Source organism: Streptomyces sp. GB4-14, assembly GCF_022696125.1.
Classification (GTDB): domain Bacteria; phylum Actinomycetota; class Actinomycetes; order Streptomycetales; family Streptomycetaceae; genus Streptomyces; species Streptomyces werraensis.
The window spans coordinates 6,370,189-6,385,435 of sequence record NZ_RZHO01000002.1; the positions used below are offsets into that span (position 1 = coordinate 6,370,189).

The 15,247-nt window shown below is 72.7% G+C and carries 12 protein-coding genes; 7 read left to right on the forward strand and 5 right to left on the reverse strand.

Annotated features, from left to right (window positions below; translation table 11 throughout):
- Positions 1–328 precede the first annotated feature (328 nt).
- The 3 genes from ELQ39_RS30685 (at position 329) to ELQ39_RS30695 (ending at position 6,083) form a co-directional block, all read left to right on the forward strand.
- Complete coding sequence (locus ELQ39_RS30685) at positions 329–4,078, forward strand: S8 family serine peptidase (RefSeq protein ID WP_242595149.1); 3,750 nt, start codon at positions 329–331, stop codon at positions 4,076–4,078.
- A 105-nt stretch (positions 4,079–4,183) separates the two neighbouring features.
- Positions 4,184–5,188 carry a helix-turn-helix domain-containing protein gene (locus tag ELQ39_RS30690; RefSeq protein ID WP_190003233.1) on the forward strand — a complete coding sequence of 335 codons (1,005 nt, stop codon included), beginning with the start codon at positions 4,184–4,186 and terminating at the stop codon, positions 5,186–5,188.
- A 193-nt stretch (positions 5,189–5,381) separates the two neighbouring features.
- Positions 5,382–6,083 (forward strand): response regulator, encoded by a 702-nt coding sequence (locus ELQ39_RS30695; protein WP_242595690.1) that lies wholly within the window; start codon positions 5,382–5,384, stop codon positions 6,081–6,083.
- A gap of 60 nt (positions 6,084–6,143) precedes the next feature.
- Here ELQ39_RS30695 and ELQ39_RS30700 read toward each other — a convergent pair whose 3' ends face one another.
- Positions 6,144–7,361 (reverse strand): serine hydrolase domain-containing protein, encoded by a 1,218-nt coding sequence (locus ELQ39_RS30700; protein WP_242595151.1) that lies wholly within the window; start codon positions 7,359–7,361, stop codon positions 6,144–6,146.
- 181 nt (positions 7,362–7,542) lie between these two features.
- Complete coding sequence (locus ELQ39_RS30705; protein ID WP_242595153.1) at positions 7,543–8,037, reverse strand: nucleotide triphosphate diphosphatase NUDT15; 495 nt, start codon at positions 8,035–8,037, stop codon at positions 7,543–7,545.
- A gap of 274 nt (positions 8,038–8,311) precedes the next feature.
- Between ELQ39_RS30705 and ELQ39_RS30710 the strand changes: the two genes are divergently transcribed.
- The 4 genes from ELQ39_RS30710 (at position 8,312) to ELQ39_RS30725 (ending at position 12,159) form a co-directional block, all read left to right on the forward strand.
- Positions 8,312–8,482, forward strand: coding sequence for a hypothetical protein (locus ELQ39_RS30710; RefSeq protein ID WP_337663031.1), 171 nt, complete (start codon positions 8,312–8,314; stop codon positions 8,480–8,482).
- A 39-nt stretch (positions 8,483–8,521) separates the two neighbouring features.
- Positions 8,522–10,048 (forward strand): PTS transporter subunit EIIC, encoded by a 1,527-nt coding sequence (locus ELQ39_RS30715; RefSeq protein ID WP_242595155.1) that lies wholly within the window; start codon positions 8,522–8,524, stop codon positions 10,046–10,048.
- Positions 10,049–10,302: 254 nt separating this feature from the next.
- Positions 10,303–11,037, forward strand: coding sequence for an alpha/beta fold hydrolase (locus ELQ39_RS30720; RefSeq protein ID WP_242595157.1), 735 nt, complete (start codon positions 10,303–10,305; stop codon positions 11,035–11,037).
- Between the two features lie 516 nt (positions 11,038–11,553).
- On the forward strand, positions 11,554–12,159 hold the full coding sequence (locus ELQ39_RS30725) for a lytic polysaccharide monooxygenase (RefSeq protein WP_190003517.1): 606 nt from the start codon (positions 11,554–11,556) through the stop codon (positions 12,157–12,159).
- An 86-nt stretch (positions 12,160–12,245) separates the two neighbouring features.
- On the opposite strand, the gene ELQ39_RS30730 is transcribed toward ELQ39_RS30725, so the two are convergent.
- From ELQ39_RS30730 to ELQ39_RS30740, 3 genes are read right to left on the reverse strand one after another with little or no spacing between them, the layout of a single operon-like run.
- Positions 12,246–12,383 (reverse strand): hypothetical protein, encoded by a 138-nt coding sequence (locus ELQ39_RS30730; RefSeq protein WP_242595159.1) that lies wholly within the window; start codon positions 12,381–12,383, stop codon positions 12,246–12,248.
- 53 nt (positions 12,384–12,436) lie between these two features.
- Entirely contained in the window at positions 12,437–13,186 is a 750-nt protein-coding gene (locus tag ELQ39_RS30735) for an SDR family oxidoreductase (protein ID WP_190003239.1), read from the reverse strand.
- A 47-nt stretch (positions 13,187–13,233) separates the two neighbouring features.
- Positions 13,234–14,964 carry an L-aspartate oxidase gene (locus tag ELQ39_RS30740; protein ID WP_242595161.1) on the reverse strand — a complete coding sequence of 577 codons (1,731 nt, stop codon included), beginning with the start codon at positions 14,962–14,964 and terminating at the stop codon, positions 13,234–13,236.
- Positions 14,965–15,247 lie beyond the last annotated feature (283 nt).

Consider the following 15,247-nt stretch of genomic DNA (forward strand, 5'->3'; position numbering starts at 1 on the left):
GCTGAAAGTTCGTTGATCGTATCAGTCTCCGGGCGGCAACGCGCCTGGTGCCGGTGGCACTTGACAACACTTACGAGACGTTCACACGGCCGGTGACGCGCGCCGCGCCCGCGAACCTCGCGCCCTCGCCCTCGCGTTGCCGCGCAGGTGACGCCTCCGGTGTCGCCGTTGCGACATGTCCCACCTGTGCCACGGCCAAACGGTGACACGGCCCGCACCGGCGGCCGAACCTGTGCAGCACCGACGGCACCGCGGGCCGCCTGAACAGCAGGACGACGCGACGCGTCGCACGACGCGTACGACGAAGGGCACAGGAGTGAGACGACGAATGCGTATCGCGGCAGCCGTCGCGGCAGGGCTGACCCTGTCCGCGGGCGCCGTGACACCGGTCGCGGCAGGACCGGGCGGGCCCGGCGCCCCGGCACGGGCCGCCGCACCGGCGGCCGGCAGCGGCGCCACCGTGCGCCTGATCACCGGCGACAGGGTCACCGTCCGCACGGACGTGAACGGCCGCCGCACCGCCTCGGTGACACCGGGGGAGGGCCGGCGTCACCTTCTCTTCCGCACCGTCGAGGAGGACGGTCACCTCACCGTCCTGCCGTCCGACGCGGCCGGACTCGTCACCGCGGGGCGCCTGGACCGTGGCCTGTTCGACGTGACCGCGCTCATCGCCCAGGCCTACGACGAGGCGCACACCGACACCCTGCCGCTGATCGTCGCCGACGGCGCGGGCGTGCCGGACATCTCGCTGCGCCGCCTCACCGGCCTGGCCGCCGAGGGCACGGAGGTCCGCCGCCTGGAGACCATCGACGCCGACGCCGTCCGCGTTTCCGCGGGTGACCTCGGCACGTTCTGGAAGCGCCTCGCCCCCGCCGCCGACGGTGCGGCCCGCGCCGCCGTCGTGCCCCGCGTCTGGCTGGACGGCCGGGTGCGGGCGGCGCTGGACCGCAGCACCGCCCAGATCGGCGCCCCGGAGGTCTGGAAGGGCGGCCACCGGGGCGAGGACGTCAAGGTCGCCGTGCTGGACACCGGCGCCGACGCCTCCCACCCCGACCTGGCCGGGCGCATCAGCGAGGCCGAGGACTTCTCCGGCAGCTCCGGCACCGGCGACGCCTTCGGGCACGGCACCCATGTCGCCTCGATCGTCGGCGGTTCCGGCGCGGCCTCCGGCGGCGCCCGCAAGGGCGTGGCGCCCGGCGCCGACCTGCTGATCGGCAAGGTCCTCGGCGACGACGGCTTCGGCACCGAGTCGCAGGTCATCGACGGCATGGAGTGGGCCGTCGCGCGCGGCGCCGACGTGGTCAACATGTCGCTGGGCTCCGACGCCCCGAGCGACGGCACCGACCCGATGAGCCGCGCACTGAACGAACTCTCCGCGTCCTCCGGAGCGTTGTTCGTCGTCGCCGCGGGCAACGCGGGACCGGCCCAGGGCACGATCGGGTCACCCGCCGCGGCGGACGCGGCCCTCACGGTCGGCGCGGTGGACCGCGACGACTCCCTCGCCGACTTCTCCAGCCGCGGCCCCCGGGCCGGCGACGACGCCGTCAAGCCCGACGTGACCGCGCCCGGCGTGGGCATCGTCGCCGCGCGCGCCGCCGGTACGACGATGGGTCAGGTCGTCGACGCCTCGCACGTGGCCGCCTCCGGCACGTCCATGGCCGCCCCGCACGTGGCGGGAGCCGCCGCGCTGCTCGCGCAGCAGCACCCGGACTGGACCGCGAGCCGCCTCAAGGACGCCCTGACCAGCACCGCTCGCCTGATCGAGGGGCAGCGCGTCACCGAACAGGGCGGCGGCCGCATCGACGTCGCCGCGGCGAGCCGCACCCCGGTCCTCGCCACCGCCGGCCTCTCCCTCGGCACGTACACCGCCGACGACACCGGTACCCGCACACGCACCGTCCGTTACACCAACGTCTCCGACCGGGACGTCACCCTCGACGTGCGGACGGCGCTGGCCACCAGCGGCGGCCGGGAGATCGCCGCGGGGGCGCTGGTCCCCGCCGCGCGGACCGTCACCGTCCCCGCCGGCGGCACCGCCGACCTGCCGCTCACCGTCGACCCGGCCCGCGCGGAACGGGGCGCCTACTACGGCCATGTGACGGCCACGGCCGCCGACGGCGCGGTCGCCGTGCACACCACGCTCGGCCTGGTCGTCCGCGGCCCCGTGCACCGGCTCAAGGTCGTCTCCTACGACAACGACGGCAACCGCGTCGACAGCCTGCCGACGATCTGGGGCGCCGAGGGCTTCGTCGGCTACACCGACCGGGAGAACGCCGTGGCCGAGGTCGAGGAGGGCACCTACCAGCTCACCTCCGGCGGCATCGAGCGGACGGACCGCGGTGAGGTGCTCCGTCAGGTCGTCCTGCCCGAGATCAAGGTCACCGAGGACACCACCGTCGTGGTCGACCCGCGCAGGACGGTGAGGGTCGAGATCCGCACACCCCGGCCCGCCGAACAGAGCGGCGTCCTCAGCTACCAGACGTACCGGAAGATCGACGGGCACGCCTGGATCGACGGCACGATGTACTTCGACAGCGCCGTCGCCCTCTACGTCAGCCCCACGCCCCGCGTCACCGACGGAACCTTCGAGTTCGCGTCCCGCTGGCAGATGGTCGCCCCGCTGCTCGAAGCCGGCGTGACCGGCGGCCCGGACCTCGACGCCTACTACATGCCCGAGTCGCCCCTGTTCGACCAGCGGGGCGAGCGGCTCCAGGCCGTGAACGCGGGCGCCGCGGACGCACCCGACTTCCGTGGGGCGCGCGGCCGGCTCGCCGTCGTCACCGACGAACAGGGCATCGCCGGGCCGGAGCTCGCCGTACGCGCCGCCCGGGCCGGCGTCCGCGCCGTGCTGGTCGTCAACTTCGCCACCAGCGGCTGGACCCGCTGGACGCCCCACGGCGACCGCTGGAAGGTGCCCGTCGTGCGCGTCGGCTCCGACGAGGGCGCCGACCTGCTGAAGCGCGTCGCCCGGCGCACCACCACCGTCGCCTTCGGCGGCACCGCCCGCAGCCCCTACCTGTACGACGTCATGCAGATCAGCGAGGGACGCGTCCCCGACCGTGTGGTGCACACGGTGTCGGAGCGCAACAGCGCCGTGGTGCGGTCCGAGTACCCGGACAACGGCGGCGTGGAGTGGGCCGCCGAGCAGCGGTTCGCCCGCCGCCCGTACCAGGAGTTCACCTGGCTCCAGTACACCCGCCACGTCCCCACCGCGTTCGCCCGCACCGAGTACGTCACCTCCGGCACCACCGAGTGGGAGCACATCGTGAACCACCGGACGGTGGGTGACGTCGACTCGCCGCTGAACACCGGGCTCCGGGACACGCCCCGCACCTACCGCGCCGGTGAGCGGGTCCGCGAGCGGTGGCAGGGCGCCGTGGTCCGGCCCGGGATCCCGCGTGGGGGCGTGCCCGCCGGCGTCCGCGAGGGCGACGTACTGCGCCTGCGGATCCCCGAGTTCACCGACTCGGCACCCGGTCACTGGTCCCGCCTCGCCCCCGGCGGCGACACGGGTATCGGCGTACGGGCGCCGGCGCCGGAGACGGCCGAGGCGCAGCTGTACCGCGACGGCCGTAAGGTGGCCGACCTCGCCGACGCCTGGCGCGACGTCGAGGTGCCCGGCGGCGACGCCGAGTACCGGCTCCGCCTGCGCACCACCCGCGACTCCGCGGAGTGGGCGTACGCCACGGCGACCGACACGACCTGGACGTTCCCGTCCGGCACGGTCGAGGGCCGGACACGGCTGCCGTTGCTCCAGGTCGACCCCGAGGTACCGGCCGACCTGCGCAACACCGTCGGACCCGGCCGCACCCACACCCTCCGGCTGACGGTCCGCCACCAGGACGGGCTCGCCGCGCCGCGCGGGGTGCGCATCACGGTGGAGGTCTCCTACGACGACGGCCGGCACTTCGTCCAGGCGCCGGTGCGCGCCGGGAAGGGCAACACCTTCACGGCCACCGTCACCCGGCCGGCCGGGGTCCGCGGCGACGCCCGCGTGACCCTGCGCGTCACCGCGCGGGACGCGTCCGGCGCCTCGGTCCGGCAGACCGTGATCCGGGCGTACGGGCACCGCGGCTGAGCAGGACGGCGGGGGAGCGGGGCACGGCCGCCCGCTCCCCCGCCGACTGTTGTACGGTATTCAACCGTTCAGGCGTTTGAATATTGTCGTGCGGGGGAGGGCGCCGTGACGTTGGAGGCCGCCGGGGTCACCGGCACCGAGGAGACCGTCTACCGCCTGCTGGTGACGATGGGCCGGGCCACCGCCCGCGAGGTCGCCGACCGGTCCGGGCTGGAGCCCGAGCACACCCGGCACGTACTGGACGCGCTGGCCGCGAAGAACCTGGTCAGCCAGAGCGACGGACTGCCCCGCCAGTACCGTCCCACCCCGCCCGACGTGGCCCTGCTGCCACGGCTCAAGCGCCGCGCCGACGCGCTCGACCTGGCCCGCGCGGAGGCGACCGCGCTGCTGGAGTCCTACCGGGAGACCCTGCGCCGTCAGGACCTCGGCCAGCTCATCGAGGTCATCACCGGCGCGGAGGCGCTGCGCCAGCACCTGCGCCAGATCCAGGACGGCGCCCGGGACGAGATGCTGTGGTTCTGCAAGGCGCAGTACGTGGCCATGCCGTCCGGCAGCAACCGCGCCGAGTTCGACGCGCTGGCCCGGGGCGTGCGGTACCGGGTGCTGTACGAGAAGGCGTTCTTCGACGACGAGGGGGCCGTCGATAACGTTGTCGAGGGTGTCAGGGCGGGCGAGATGGCCCGCGCCGTGCCGCATCTCCCGCTGCGCCTCGCGGTCGCGGACCGCGCCATCGCGATCTGCCCGCTGGTACCGGGCGGCCCCGACGGCAGCCCCGAGGAACCCACCTCCGCACTGGTCCGCGACAGCAACCTGCTGGCCGCCCTGGTCGCGCTCTTCGAGCGGTACTGGGAGGACGCGGTCCCGCTCGACGTCGACGACACGGGCGCCGTCGCCGGCACGGACGCGGCCGGGCCCCCCGACCCCCTCGGCGCCACCGACCGCCGCCTCCTCGCCCTCCTGGTCGCCGGCGTCGCGGACAAGGCGGTGGCCACCCAGATGGGCCTCAGCCGCCGAACGGTCCAACGCCGCATCCAACGCCTGATGGAACTGGCGGGCGCGACGACCCGCATGCAACTCGCCTGGCAGGCGGCCCGACGGGGGTGGTTGTGAGGGGGTGTGCGGCGGGGGTGCGGGCCGGTGGGACGGGGTGCGCCGCCCGCGGGCCGCGGAGCACACCCTGGAGGGGGGCGGGCCGGGGCGTCCCGCCTCGAGGGTGATCAGGGCCGAACGGCCCTGGCCGTCCGGCCCTGGACGCGTGAGGATCCTGGTGGAACACGCCAACGCGCACAGCAAGGAGCTTTCGATGGCGGACGGCGCGCAGCCCGGACCCGGCGACCCGATCCGGGTCTTCCTCCTGGACGACCACGAGGTGGTCCGCCGCGGGGTGCACGACCTGCTGGACGACGAGCCGGACATCACGGTGGTCGGCGAGGCCGCCACCGTCGAGCAGGCCCTGGTGCGCGTCCCCGCCCTGCGCCCGTGTGTCGCGGTCCTCGACGTCCGGCTGCCCGACGGCGACGGTGTGACCGTGTGCCGTGAACTGCGCTCCCGGATGCCGGACCTGGCGTGTCTGATGCTCACCTCGTTCGACGACGAGGAGGCCCTGCTGGACTCGATCATGGCCGGCGCCTCCGGTTACGTCCTGAAGCAGATCCGCGGCTCCGACCTCGTGGAGGCCGTCCGCACGGTCGCACGCGGCCAGTCGCTGCTCGACCCGAGCGCCACCACCAGGCTGATGGAGCGCCTGCGCGGCGGCCGGCAGAAGGAGCAGGAGGAACCGGACGTCCTGCCCGGCCTCACCGAGCGGGAGCGGGAGATCCTCGAGCTGATCGGCGAAGGGCTCACCAACCGCCAGATCGGCACGCGGCTCTACCTCGCGGAGAAGACGGTGAAGAACCACATCTCCCGCCTGCTCGCCAAGCTCGGCGTGGAGCGCCGGATCCAGGCCGCGGTGATCGCCACCGAGGCCCGGGACCGCCTGCGGCACACCGGCGACGGCCACTGACGGCCGCGGGTCCCGGCCGGACGGCGCCCGGCCGGGACCCGCGGCGGCGCAGTGCGCGTATCAGTCGCGGGCGGTCTGCGGCGCGATGTCCTCCGTGAACCGCTCCGTGGAGGCGGCGGCCCGCCGGACCGCGGTCGCCGGGTCGGTGCCGCAGAAGGACGCGTCCAGCGTGGCGCCCAGCGTGGTGTTCACCGTGCCGTTGTTGGAGGTGTTCGCGAGCGACGCCATGCTGCGCCGGCCGTCGCTCGTGGTGAAGGCGTACGTGTAGTAGCCCTGCACGGTGCCGGTGTGCCCGTACACCGTGGTGCCGCAGGACAGTGTCCGCCCGCGCAGCCCCAGACCGTACGACTGCTTGCCGTCGGCGGTGACGGGGACCATGGTGGTCATCTCCCGCAGTTGCTCCTCGGGCAGCAGCCTCCCCGAGAGCAGCGCGGAGAAGAACCGGTTGAGATCCCTGGCGTTCGAGATGACCGCGCCCGCGGACTGTGCCCAGGAGACGGTCTGCTCGGTGGAGTCCACCAGCGGCAGCGTGGTGTCGTCCTGCCGGAGGTAACCGCGCGCGTACGTGCCGGAGATCGTCGTCCGCGGGTGGACGTACGAGGTGTTCCTCAGCCGCAGGGGCGTGAAGATGCGCTGCCGGTAGTGGGTGGCGACAGGCGTGCCCGTCACGTGCTCGATGATCGCGCCCAGCGCGACGAAGTTGGTGTTGGAGTAGCTGTACGCGGCGCCCGGCGCGTTGTTGAGCGGCTTCGCCGTCGACAGGTCGATCAGCTCCTGGTAGCTGAAGACCTTGTTCCGCACCGCCTCGAAGCCCGGGACGGTGTTGTGGAACATGTCGTTGGTGTAGTCGTACAAGCCGCTGCGGTGGCTGAGGAGATGACGGACCGTGATGCGCTCGTCGGGCAGCGGCTCGGGCAGATAGCGGTTGGCCGGCGCATCGAGGTCCACCTTGCCCTCGGCGACGAGCTGCAGCAGCACCACCGTGGTGAACGTCTTGCTGACGCTCCCCACGCGGAACCGCCGCCCGGTGTCCATCGGCGTGTGGGCGGCGGTGTCGGCCTCACCGGTGGCGACGTGGTAGCTCCGCGGCCCCTCGTCGATCCGGGTCAGCGCGCCGGGCGCACCCTGGGACAGCGCCGTCCGGTGCACCGCGGCCACGGCGGCGACGTCGGGCGCCGGCAACGAGGGCGTGGTGGTGCCGGCGAGGGCGGGGGACGCCGCCAGCGTGACGACCAGGGTGGAACCGACGAGCGCGACGCTCACGTTCTTGATCCGCATCCGCTTCTTTCCTGAGTGTGGGGAAGGAACAGGCGCCTGCGGCCGAGGTCACCTCAACTCCCTTGCATGACAAGGAAGTCGGCGGAATCGCGCGAGGCCGGGGCGGCAACGTCTGCATCGTAGTGCAGCCACGCCCCGGCGCCTCGTCGTTCAACGCGGCGTGGCGGAAACGGCGTTGCCCTCACCCGGCCGGTCGGACCGGGTAGTGGTGGGCCTCCGCCGCCCCTCGCGGCGCCGCCTCCGGCCACACGCAGTCCAGTACCGACGCCGACGGCCCGAACAGGGCGGACGGCACCGCGTCCTGTGCGAACCACTCCCAGCGCACGATCTTGTCCGGTTCCGTCACCTCGGGAGTGCCCTCCGCGCCCGCGGCCACCGCGGCGGCCGTCACCCGGGTCAGTCCGCGCAGACCGTCCAGCACGACCGCCAGCACCCGCACGGCCGTGGCCGGTACCGACAGCCCGGTCTCCTCCGCCAGCTCCCGCGCCGCCGCCGTCTCGAAGTCCTCGCCCGGGTCGACCTTGCCACCCGGCAGTTCCCAGCGGCCGTCGTGACCGAGTCCGAGCAGGACGCGGCCGTCGGCGTCGAGGACGGCGACGCCGACCCCCGTCAGGCTCTGCGGCGTGGGGCGGGCGCGCTCGGGGCGCTCCCCGGCGAGGTCTCCGGTGCTGTTCACCGGTCCCTTCTACACGGCCAGGGGCCCGCCCCGGTAGGAGGTGACGCACGTCACCGGCTCCGGGGCCGGAGAGGCGGGCGGCGCGGCGGCGGGCATTGCGACGGCATTGGTGGCATGGCTCATTCCGGGGGAGGGCCCACGAGACCCGCGGGCCGGCGCGAAGTCGTGATCGGACCTTTGCTTCACGCCCCTTGACGCGCACCATGGCTGAAAATATCTTTCAGACTCAAGTGATCGTCCGAAAGTAAATTTCTACCCCGGGAGAGTGACGCCCGTGCCCGCCGCAGACGCCGTGGAGGACGGCCCTGCCCCCGCCGGCAACGACGGCGAGGGCAGGAATGCCGTCCTCACCCTCCTGGCGTCCGTGGACGCCCCGACCGCAGCCCGCCTGCCGCAGGACGCCCACGGGCACCAGCGGAAGGCACCGGAAGCCGCAGCCGCCTGACGCGGCCTGCCCCACCTCACAGCAAGGCATGACCGCACCATGAGCGAAGAGAACAAGCATCGCGCCACTGCTGCCGCCATCCTCCCCCTGGTCGGAGGCGCGGCGAACGTGACGTCGGTGGCCCACTGCATGACCCGGCTCCGGCTGGGTCTGCGCGACCGGTCCCTCGTCCAGGAGGACGCACTCAAGGCACTGCCCGCGGTCATGGGGGTCGTCGAGGACGACACCTACCAGATCGTGCTGGGCCCCGGCACCGTCGCCCGGGTCACCCCTGAGTTCGAGGCCCTGGTCGAGGAGGGGCGGGCCGACGCCCCGGGGGAGCCCGTCGCTCCCGCCGCCCCCGCGGGCGGGTCCGACCCGGTGACCGCCGAAGAGCTGGCGGCGCAGGGCGCGGCGCTCCGCGCGGAGCGGAAGGCGAAGAACGCCACCCCGTTCAAGCTGTTCCTGCGCCGCATCGCGAACATCTTCGTACCGCTCATCCCCGCGCTCATCGGCTGCGGCATCATCGCCGGCCTCAACGGCCTGCTCGTCAACCTCGGCTGGCTGCCCGGCGTCACCCCGGCCCTGGCCGCCATCGCCTCCGGCTTCATGGCGCTGATCGCCGTCTTCGTCGGCTACAACACGGCCAAGGAGTTCGGCGGTACCCCGATCCTCGGCGGCGCCGTCGCGTCGATCGTCGTCTACGCCAAGGTGGCCGACGTCGAGGCGTTCGGCCAGCACCTCTCACCCGGCCAGGGCGGCGTGCTCGGCGCGCTCGCCGCGGCCTGCCTCGGCGTGTACGTCGAGAAGCGGTGCAGGCGCTGGGTCCCGGAGTCCGTCGACGTACTGGTCACGCCCACCGTCACCGTGCTGGTCTCCGGCCTCGCGACCCTGTTCGGGCTGATGTTCCTCGCCGGCGAGGTGTCGGCCTGGATCGGCGACGCCGCGGACTGGCTGCTCGCCCACGGCGGCGCGGGCGCCGGCTTCCTCCTCGGCGGTCTGTTCCTCCCGCTGGTCATGCTGGGCCTGCACCAGGCGCTCATCCCCATCCACACCACGCTGATCGAGGGCTCCGGCTTCACCGTGCTGCTGCCGATCCTCGCCATGGCGGGCGCGGGCCAGGTCGGCGCGGCCCTCGCGATCTACCTCCGCCTGCCCCGCAACACCTCGGTCCGCACGACGATCAAGTCCGCGCTGTGGCCGGGCTTCCTGGGTGTCGGCGAGCCGCTGATCTACGGCGTCTCCCTGCCCCTGGGCCGCCCGTTCGTCACCGCCTGCGCGGGCGGCGCCTTCGGAGGTGCGTTCGTCGGCCTGTTCAACCAGCTCGGCACGGACGTCGGCTCCACGGCGATCGGCCCCTCCGGCTGGGCGCTGTTCCCCCTCCTCGACGGCAACCACGGTCTCGCCCGGACGATCGCCGTCTACGCGGCCGGCCTGCTCGTCGGCTACATCGCGGGTTTCGTGGCGACGTACTGGTTCGGCTTCACCAAGACGATGCTTGCCGAGCTGAACGCGGCGCCCGACGAGCCGGCGCCGGCGTCCCCCGCCCCGGTCGCGGCGGAGGAGCGCGTCGCGGAGAAGGTCTGACCTCCCGGCCGGGAGACCGGCCGAACGGACGGCACCGGGCCGGCCCCTTCGCGGGGCCCGGCCCGGTGCCGTTCCCGTTCCCGCGCCCGGACCTTACGGGCCCACGGGCCGCTCGCCGGCAGACCGGACCGTCAGTGACACGCCGTTCCGTTCGCCCCCTTTGTCACATACGGGTCCACGGCCCGGTCATCGAGGCGAAAGGCGACGACGTTCCGCCACCCCGGCGGTACCGCCTCCCGACGAAAGGCCCAGCCATGGTCAACCGTTCCCCCTCCCCCAAGCCCACCGTGGTCCTCGTCCACGGCGCCTTCGCCGACTCGACCAGCTGGAACGACGTGGCACGCGAACTGCGGCGCGAGGGCCACCTCGTGGTGGCCGCCGCGAACCCGCTGCGCGGGCTGAGCGGCGACGCGGCGTACGTCCGTGAAGTCCTCGCCGGCGTCGAGGGGCCGGTCGTCCTGGTCGGTCACTCCTACGGCGGGTCCGTCATCACGGCCGCGGCAGTGGGGGCGGACAACGTGCGGGCGCTGGTGTACGTCGCCGCGTTCATCCCCGACAAGGGCGAGAGCGCGCTCGACCTGGCGGCACGCTTCCCGGGCAGCAGCCTCGGCGAGGCTCTGCGGCCGGTGCCGGTCACACTGCCGGACGGTTCGCCCGGCATGGAGTTCACCATCGACCAGGCGAGGTTCCCGCACCAGTTCGCGGCGGACGTGCCGGAGGGCGTGGCCCAGTTGATGGCCGTCACCCAGCGTCCGGTGACCGGAGCGGCACTGGAGGAGCCGGCGCCCGAGCCGGGCTGGCGGACGCTGCCGTCCTGGGCCGTGGTCGCCACGGAGGACCTCAACATCCCCGCAGCCGCGCAGCGTCACATGGCGAGGCGCGCCGGTGCGCAGGTGACGGAGCTGGAGGCGTCGCACGCGGCGAGCGTCTCGCACCCGCGGGAGGTCGCGAGCGTCGTGACGGCGGCGGCTGCGTCGGTGGAGCAGTAGCGGATCACTGCGCGTACGGTGCCGCCGACCCGCCCCTGGGACGGCGGCACCGCGCGTCGTTGTCGGAGGCATCCGGCACGGTTGCCGAGATACGCGTCACCGAGTTGCTTCTCGCGGACGCGATTCACGAATATTCACGAATGGGACCTCGTGTCGGACTCATTCGCCGAGTCGAAAGATTTCGAAGAGGCAAAGCCGTCGCAATGACGGTTACCGGGACGAATTGATTGGTTGTTCGATCTTCGTCGCGCCCTCAACTTGCCGCCTGAGCAGGCATGATGCGGGCGCCCAGTATGCAGGTCCTCCATGTCGGCCGTGTAAACGGCCGAATACGGCCGAACGTCTCCCCGAAACCGTTTCGTTCGCTCCACGAAACCTGCACGCCTACCTTCTACCTTTGGGAGCGCTCCCATCACGTTTGACCCACAGGATTGGAGTCATCCCCCCATGCACAACTCGCGTTTATCCGCCGGTACTTCCCGGCCGACCGGGCGCCGTCTCTTCCAGGCGTTCCTGATGCTGTTCGCCGTGGTGGCCGGCGCGCTGACGTTCTCCGGCACAGCCCAGGCGCACGGTTCCGTCGTCGGACCCGCCTCCCGCGCCTACCACTGCTGGGAGGAGTGGGGCGACGACCACATGAACCCCGCCATGGCGCAGGAGGACCCCATGTGTTGGCAGGCCTACCAGGCCAACCCCAACACCATGTGGAACTGGATGAGCATGCTCCAGGACGGCCTCGGCGGCCAGTTCGAGGCGCGCATCCCGAACGGCAAGCTCTGCAGCAACAACCACCCGAACTTCGAGAGCCTGAACAAGCCGGGTCCGTGGAAGACGACGCCCGTCGGTGACAACTTCACCATCCACCTGTACGACCAGGCGTCGCACGGCGCGGACTACTTCAAGGTCTACGTGAGCAAGCAGGGCTTCAACCCGAAGACCGAGGCCCTCGGCTGGGACGACCTGGACTTCATCACCCAGACCGGCCGCTTCGCCCCGGCGAAGGACATCACCTTCCCGGTGCAGACCTCCGGTTACTCCGGACACCACATCGTCTTCACCATCTGGCAGGCCTCGCACCTCGACCAGGCCTACCTGATGTGCAGCGACGTGGACTTCGGCTGAGCCGCACGGCACAGCGCGGCACAGCACGGCGCGGCCCGTACGGGTGGTCCCTCACCCGTACGGGCCGCTGCCCTGTGCGACCCGCCTCAGCAGTGCCGCATCCACACGTTCGGCTCCTGGTACCCGCCCTCGTCCGGCTCCCGGTCGAGGTGCAGCAGCGCGAGGCCGCCCGGGACCACGTGGTCACCCGACTCCGGGAGGACCAGGCCGCCCGTCCACGGCACAGGACATGCCCCGTGGCCCCCGCCCGCAGGCGAGGGCCACGGCCTGGCACGCGTCACTGCCGCTGCGCCGCCAGCCAGTCCGCGTAGCGCGTGGTCGCCAGTTCCGCGTCCGGGCCCGGGAGAAGGGTGGACTCGTCCACCGGGGCGCCCGAGTACCCAGCCTCCGGGTCGGTCACGACCTCGCGCGGGTCGCCCGCGGCGGACAGCGCCGTGCGGATGGGGTCGGCCAGGAAGAGGGCCTCGGGGCCACCGACCTCGACCATGCCGTCGAGCGGGGAGGCGACCGCCGCGCGGCACACCGCCGCGGCCACGTCGTCCGAGGCCATCGGCTGGAACTTCGCCGGGGGAACCCGCACCGTGCCGTCGACCGTCGACAGGTCCGCCAGTCCCTTCATGAACTCGAAGAACTGCGTGGCGTGCACGATGGAGTACGGCAGGCCGGAGTCCCTGATCAGGTCCTCCTGCACCTGCTTGGCGCGGAAGTAGCCGCTCTCCTGGAGCCGGTCCGTCCCGACCACGGACAGGGCGACATGGTGCGCCACTCCCGCGTCCGACTCCGCCTTGAGGAGATTGGTGGTCGACGTGCGGAAGAACTCCAACACGGCGTCGTCCGCGAACGACGGCGAGTTCGACACGTCGACGACGACCGACGCGCCGTCCAGGACCTCGGCCAGGCCCTCACCGGTCAGGGTGTTGACGCCGGTGTTCGGTGCGGCCGGCACCGCCTCGTGGCCCTCGGCCCGGAGCTGGGTGACGACCTTCGAGCCGATGAGCCCGGTGCCGCCGATCACTACGACCTTCATGACTGATTCCCTTCGCATGAACAGATGGATGGGGGAGTGGCAGGCGCTCACTCCTGCAACTTGCCGTCCGTCGGCACCTCCTCCATCAAGGAGGCGATCTCCTCGGGGACCGGCGGGATGCTCTCCCGGGTGATGCCGGTCGCCGGCGACCACACGAGGTTGACCCGCAGTTCCTCATTCATGTCCGGGTAGTCGCTGCGGTTGTGACAGCCGCGCGTCTCCCGCCGTTCCAGCGCCGCCTCGAGCGTGGCCCGTGCGGCCAGCACCGCCGCCTTGAGGTCGAAGGCGTGGGCGAGATCCTGGAAGCCGGCGATGTCCGGATGGACCCCGACGTCCTCCATCCGCTTCTCGATCGCGGCGAGTTCGGCGAGCCCGGTGCGCAGCCCCTCCTCGTCGCGGACGACGCCCGCGTGTTCCGTCATCGTGTTGCGGACGGCGCGCTGCAGGGCGCGGACGTTCTCCGGGCCGTCCGCCGCGAGCAGCCCGTCCACCTCCGCCCGCGCCTCGGCGACGGCCGCGGCCGAACGGGGCTGCGCGGACAGCGACTCGGAGTACGCGGCGGCCGCCCGGCCGGTGATACGGCCGTACACCAGCAGCTCGACGAGGCTGTTGCCGCCGAGCCGGTTGGCGCCGTGCAGGCCGCTGGACGCCTCGCCGATCGCGTACAGGCCGCGCACGTCGGTGCTGTGGTCCTCCGGGCGCACCCACACCCCGCCCATCGAGTAGTGCGCCGTGGGCGCCACCTCGATCGGGTCGCGGGTGATGTCCAGCATCTGCAGGTCCAGCAGCGTCTGGTACACCCGGGGGAGCCGGTCCATGACGGTCTGCCGGGGCAGGTGGGAGACGTCCAGCCACACCCCGCCCTTCTCCGTGCCGCGGCCCTCCTTGATCTCCGTGTAGGAGGCCAGGGCGACCCGGTCGCGGGTGGACAGTTCCATGCGCTCGGGGTCGTAGCGGCTCATGTACCGCTCGCCGAGCGCGTTGCGCAGGACGCCGCCCTCGCCGCGCGCGGCCTCGCTGACGAGCGTGCCGGCCGCGTTCTCCGGCTCGATGATCCCGGACGGGTGGAACTGCACCAGCTCCGGGTCGCGCAGCCGTGCCCCCGCCTCCACGGCGAGCCGGAAGGAGTCCCCGGTGTTCTCGTCCCGTCGCGACGACGTGCGCCGCCAGATCCGCGTGTGCCCGCCCGCCGCGAGGATCACCGCGTCCGCGTGCACCCGGTAGCGCGTGCCGTCCTTCAGATCGAAGCCGTATGCGCCGAACACCGCGCCCTCGTGGGTGAGGATCCGCGTGATGTACACGCCCTCCAGCACCGGTATCCGCAGTTGCTCCGCGCGCCGGACGAGGGTGCGCTGGATCTCCAGGCCCGTGTAGTCGCCCGCGAAGGCGGTGCGGCGGAATTTGTGCGCGCCGAAGAAACGCTGCGAGATGCGGCCGTCCTGCTCCCGCGCGAAGGTCATGCCGTAGCGCTCCAGGTCGTCGATGCCCCGGGCGGCGCCACGGGTGACGATCTCGGTGGTGCGGGGGTCGCCCAGCAGGTAGCTCTCCTTGAGCGTGTCCGCCGCGTGCTGCTGCCAGCTGTCCTCGGGGTCCATCGTGGCCAGGGCCGCGTTGATGCCGCCGGCGGCGAGGGAGGTGTGCGCGTCGTTCTTGGGGCGCTTGCCGACCGCGAGGACGTCGACACCGGCCTCGGCCAGTTCGACGGACGCCCGCAGGCCGGCCCCGCCGGTGCCGATGACCAGCACCGTGGTGGAAAGGCGTTGTTCGGTGGCAGCCACGATTGCTCCGATCGTCGAGGTGACTCACCGACCACGACCGGACGGCCGCAGGGTTTGTGACACCTCGACGCCGCGCGGGTACCCCCCAGCATGCGCCCCGCGTGCGGGGCGGGCGACCGGGCGCCGACGCCGCGGTACCGGCCGTCCGGCAACCGGACGACGGGCACGGTCGGGCCCTCACTCCGGCAGCGGGGCGGGCGCGGCGATCCTCCGCACCGTGGTGACCACCGTCGGCACGGTCGTCACCGTCACGTCCCCCGTGATCAGCCGCTGCACCGGGCAG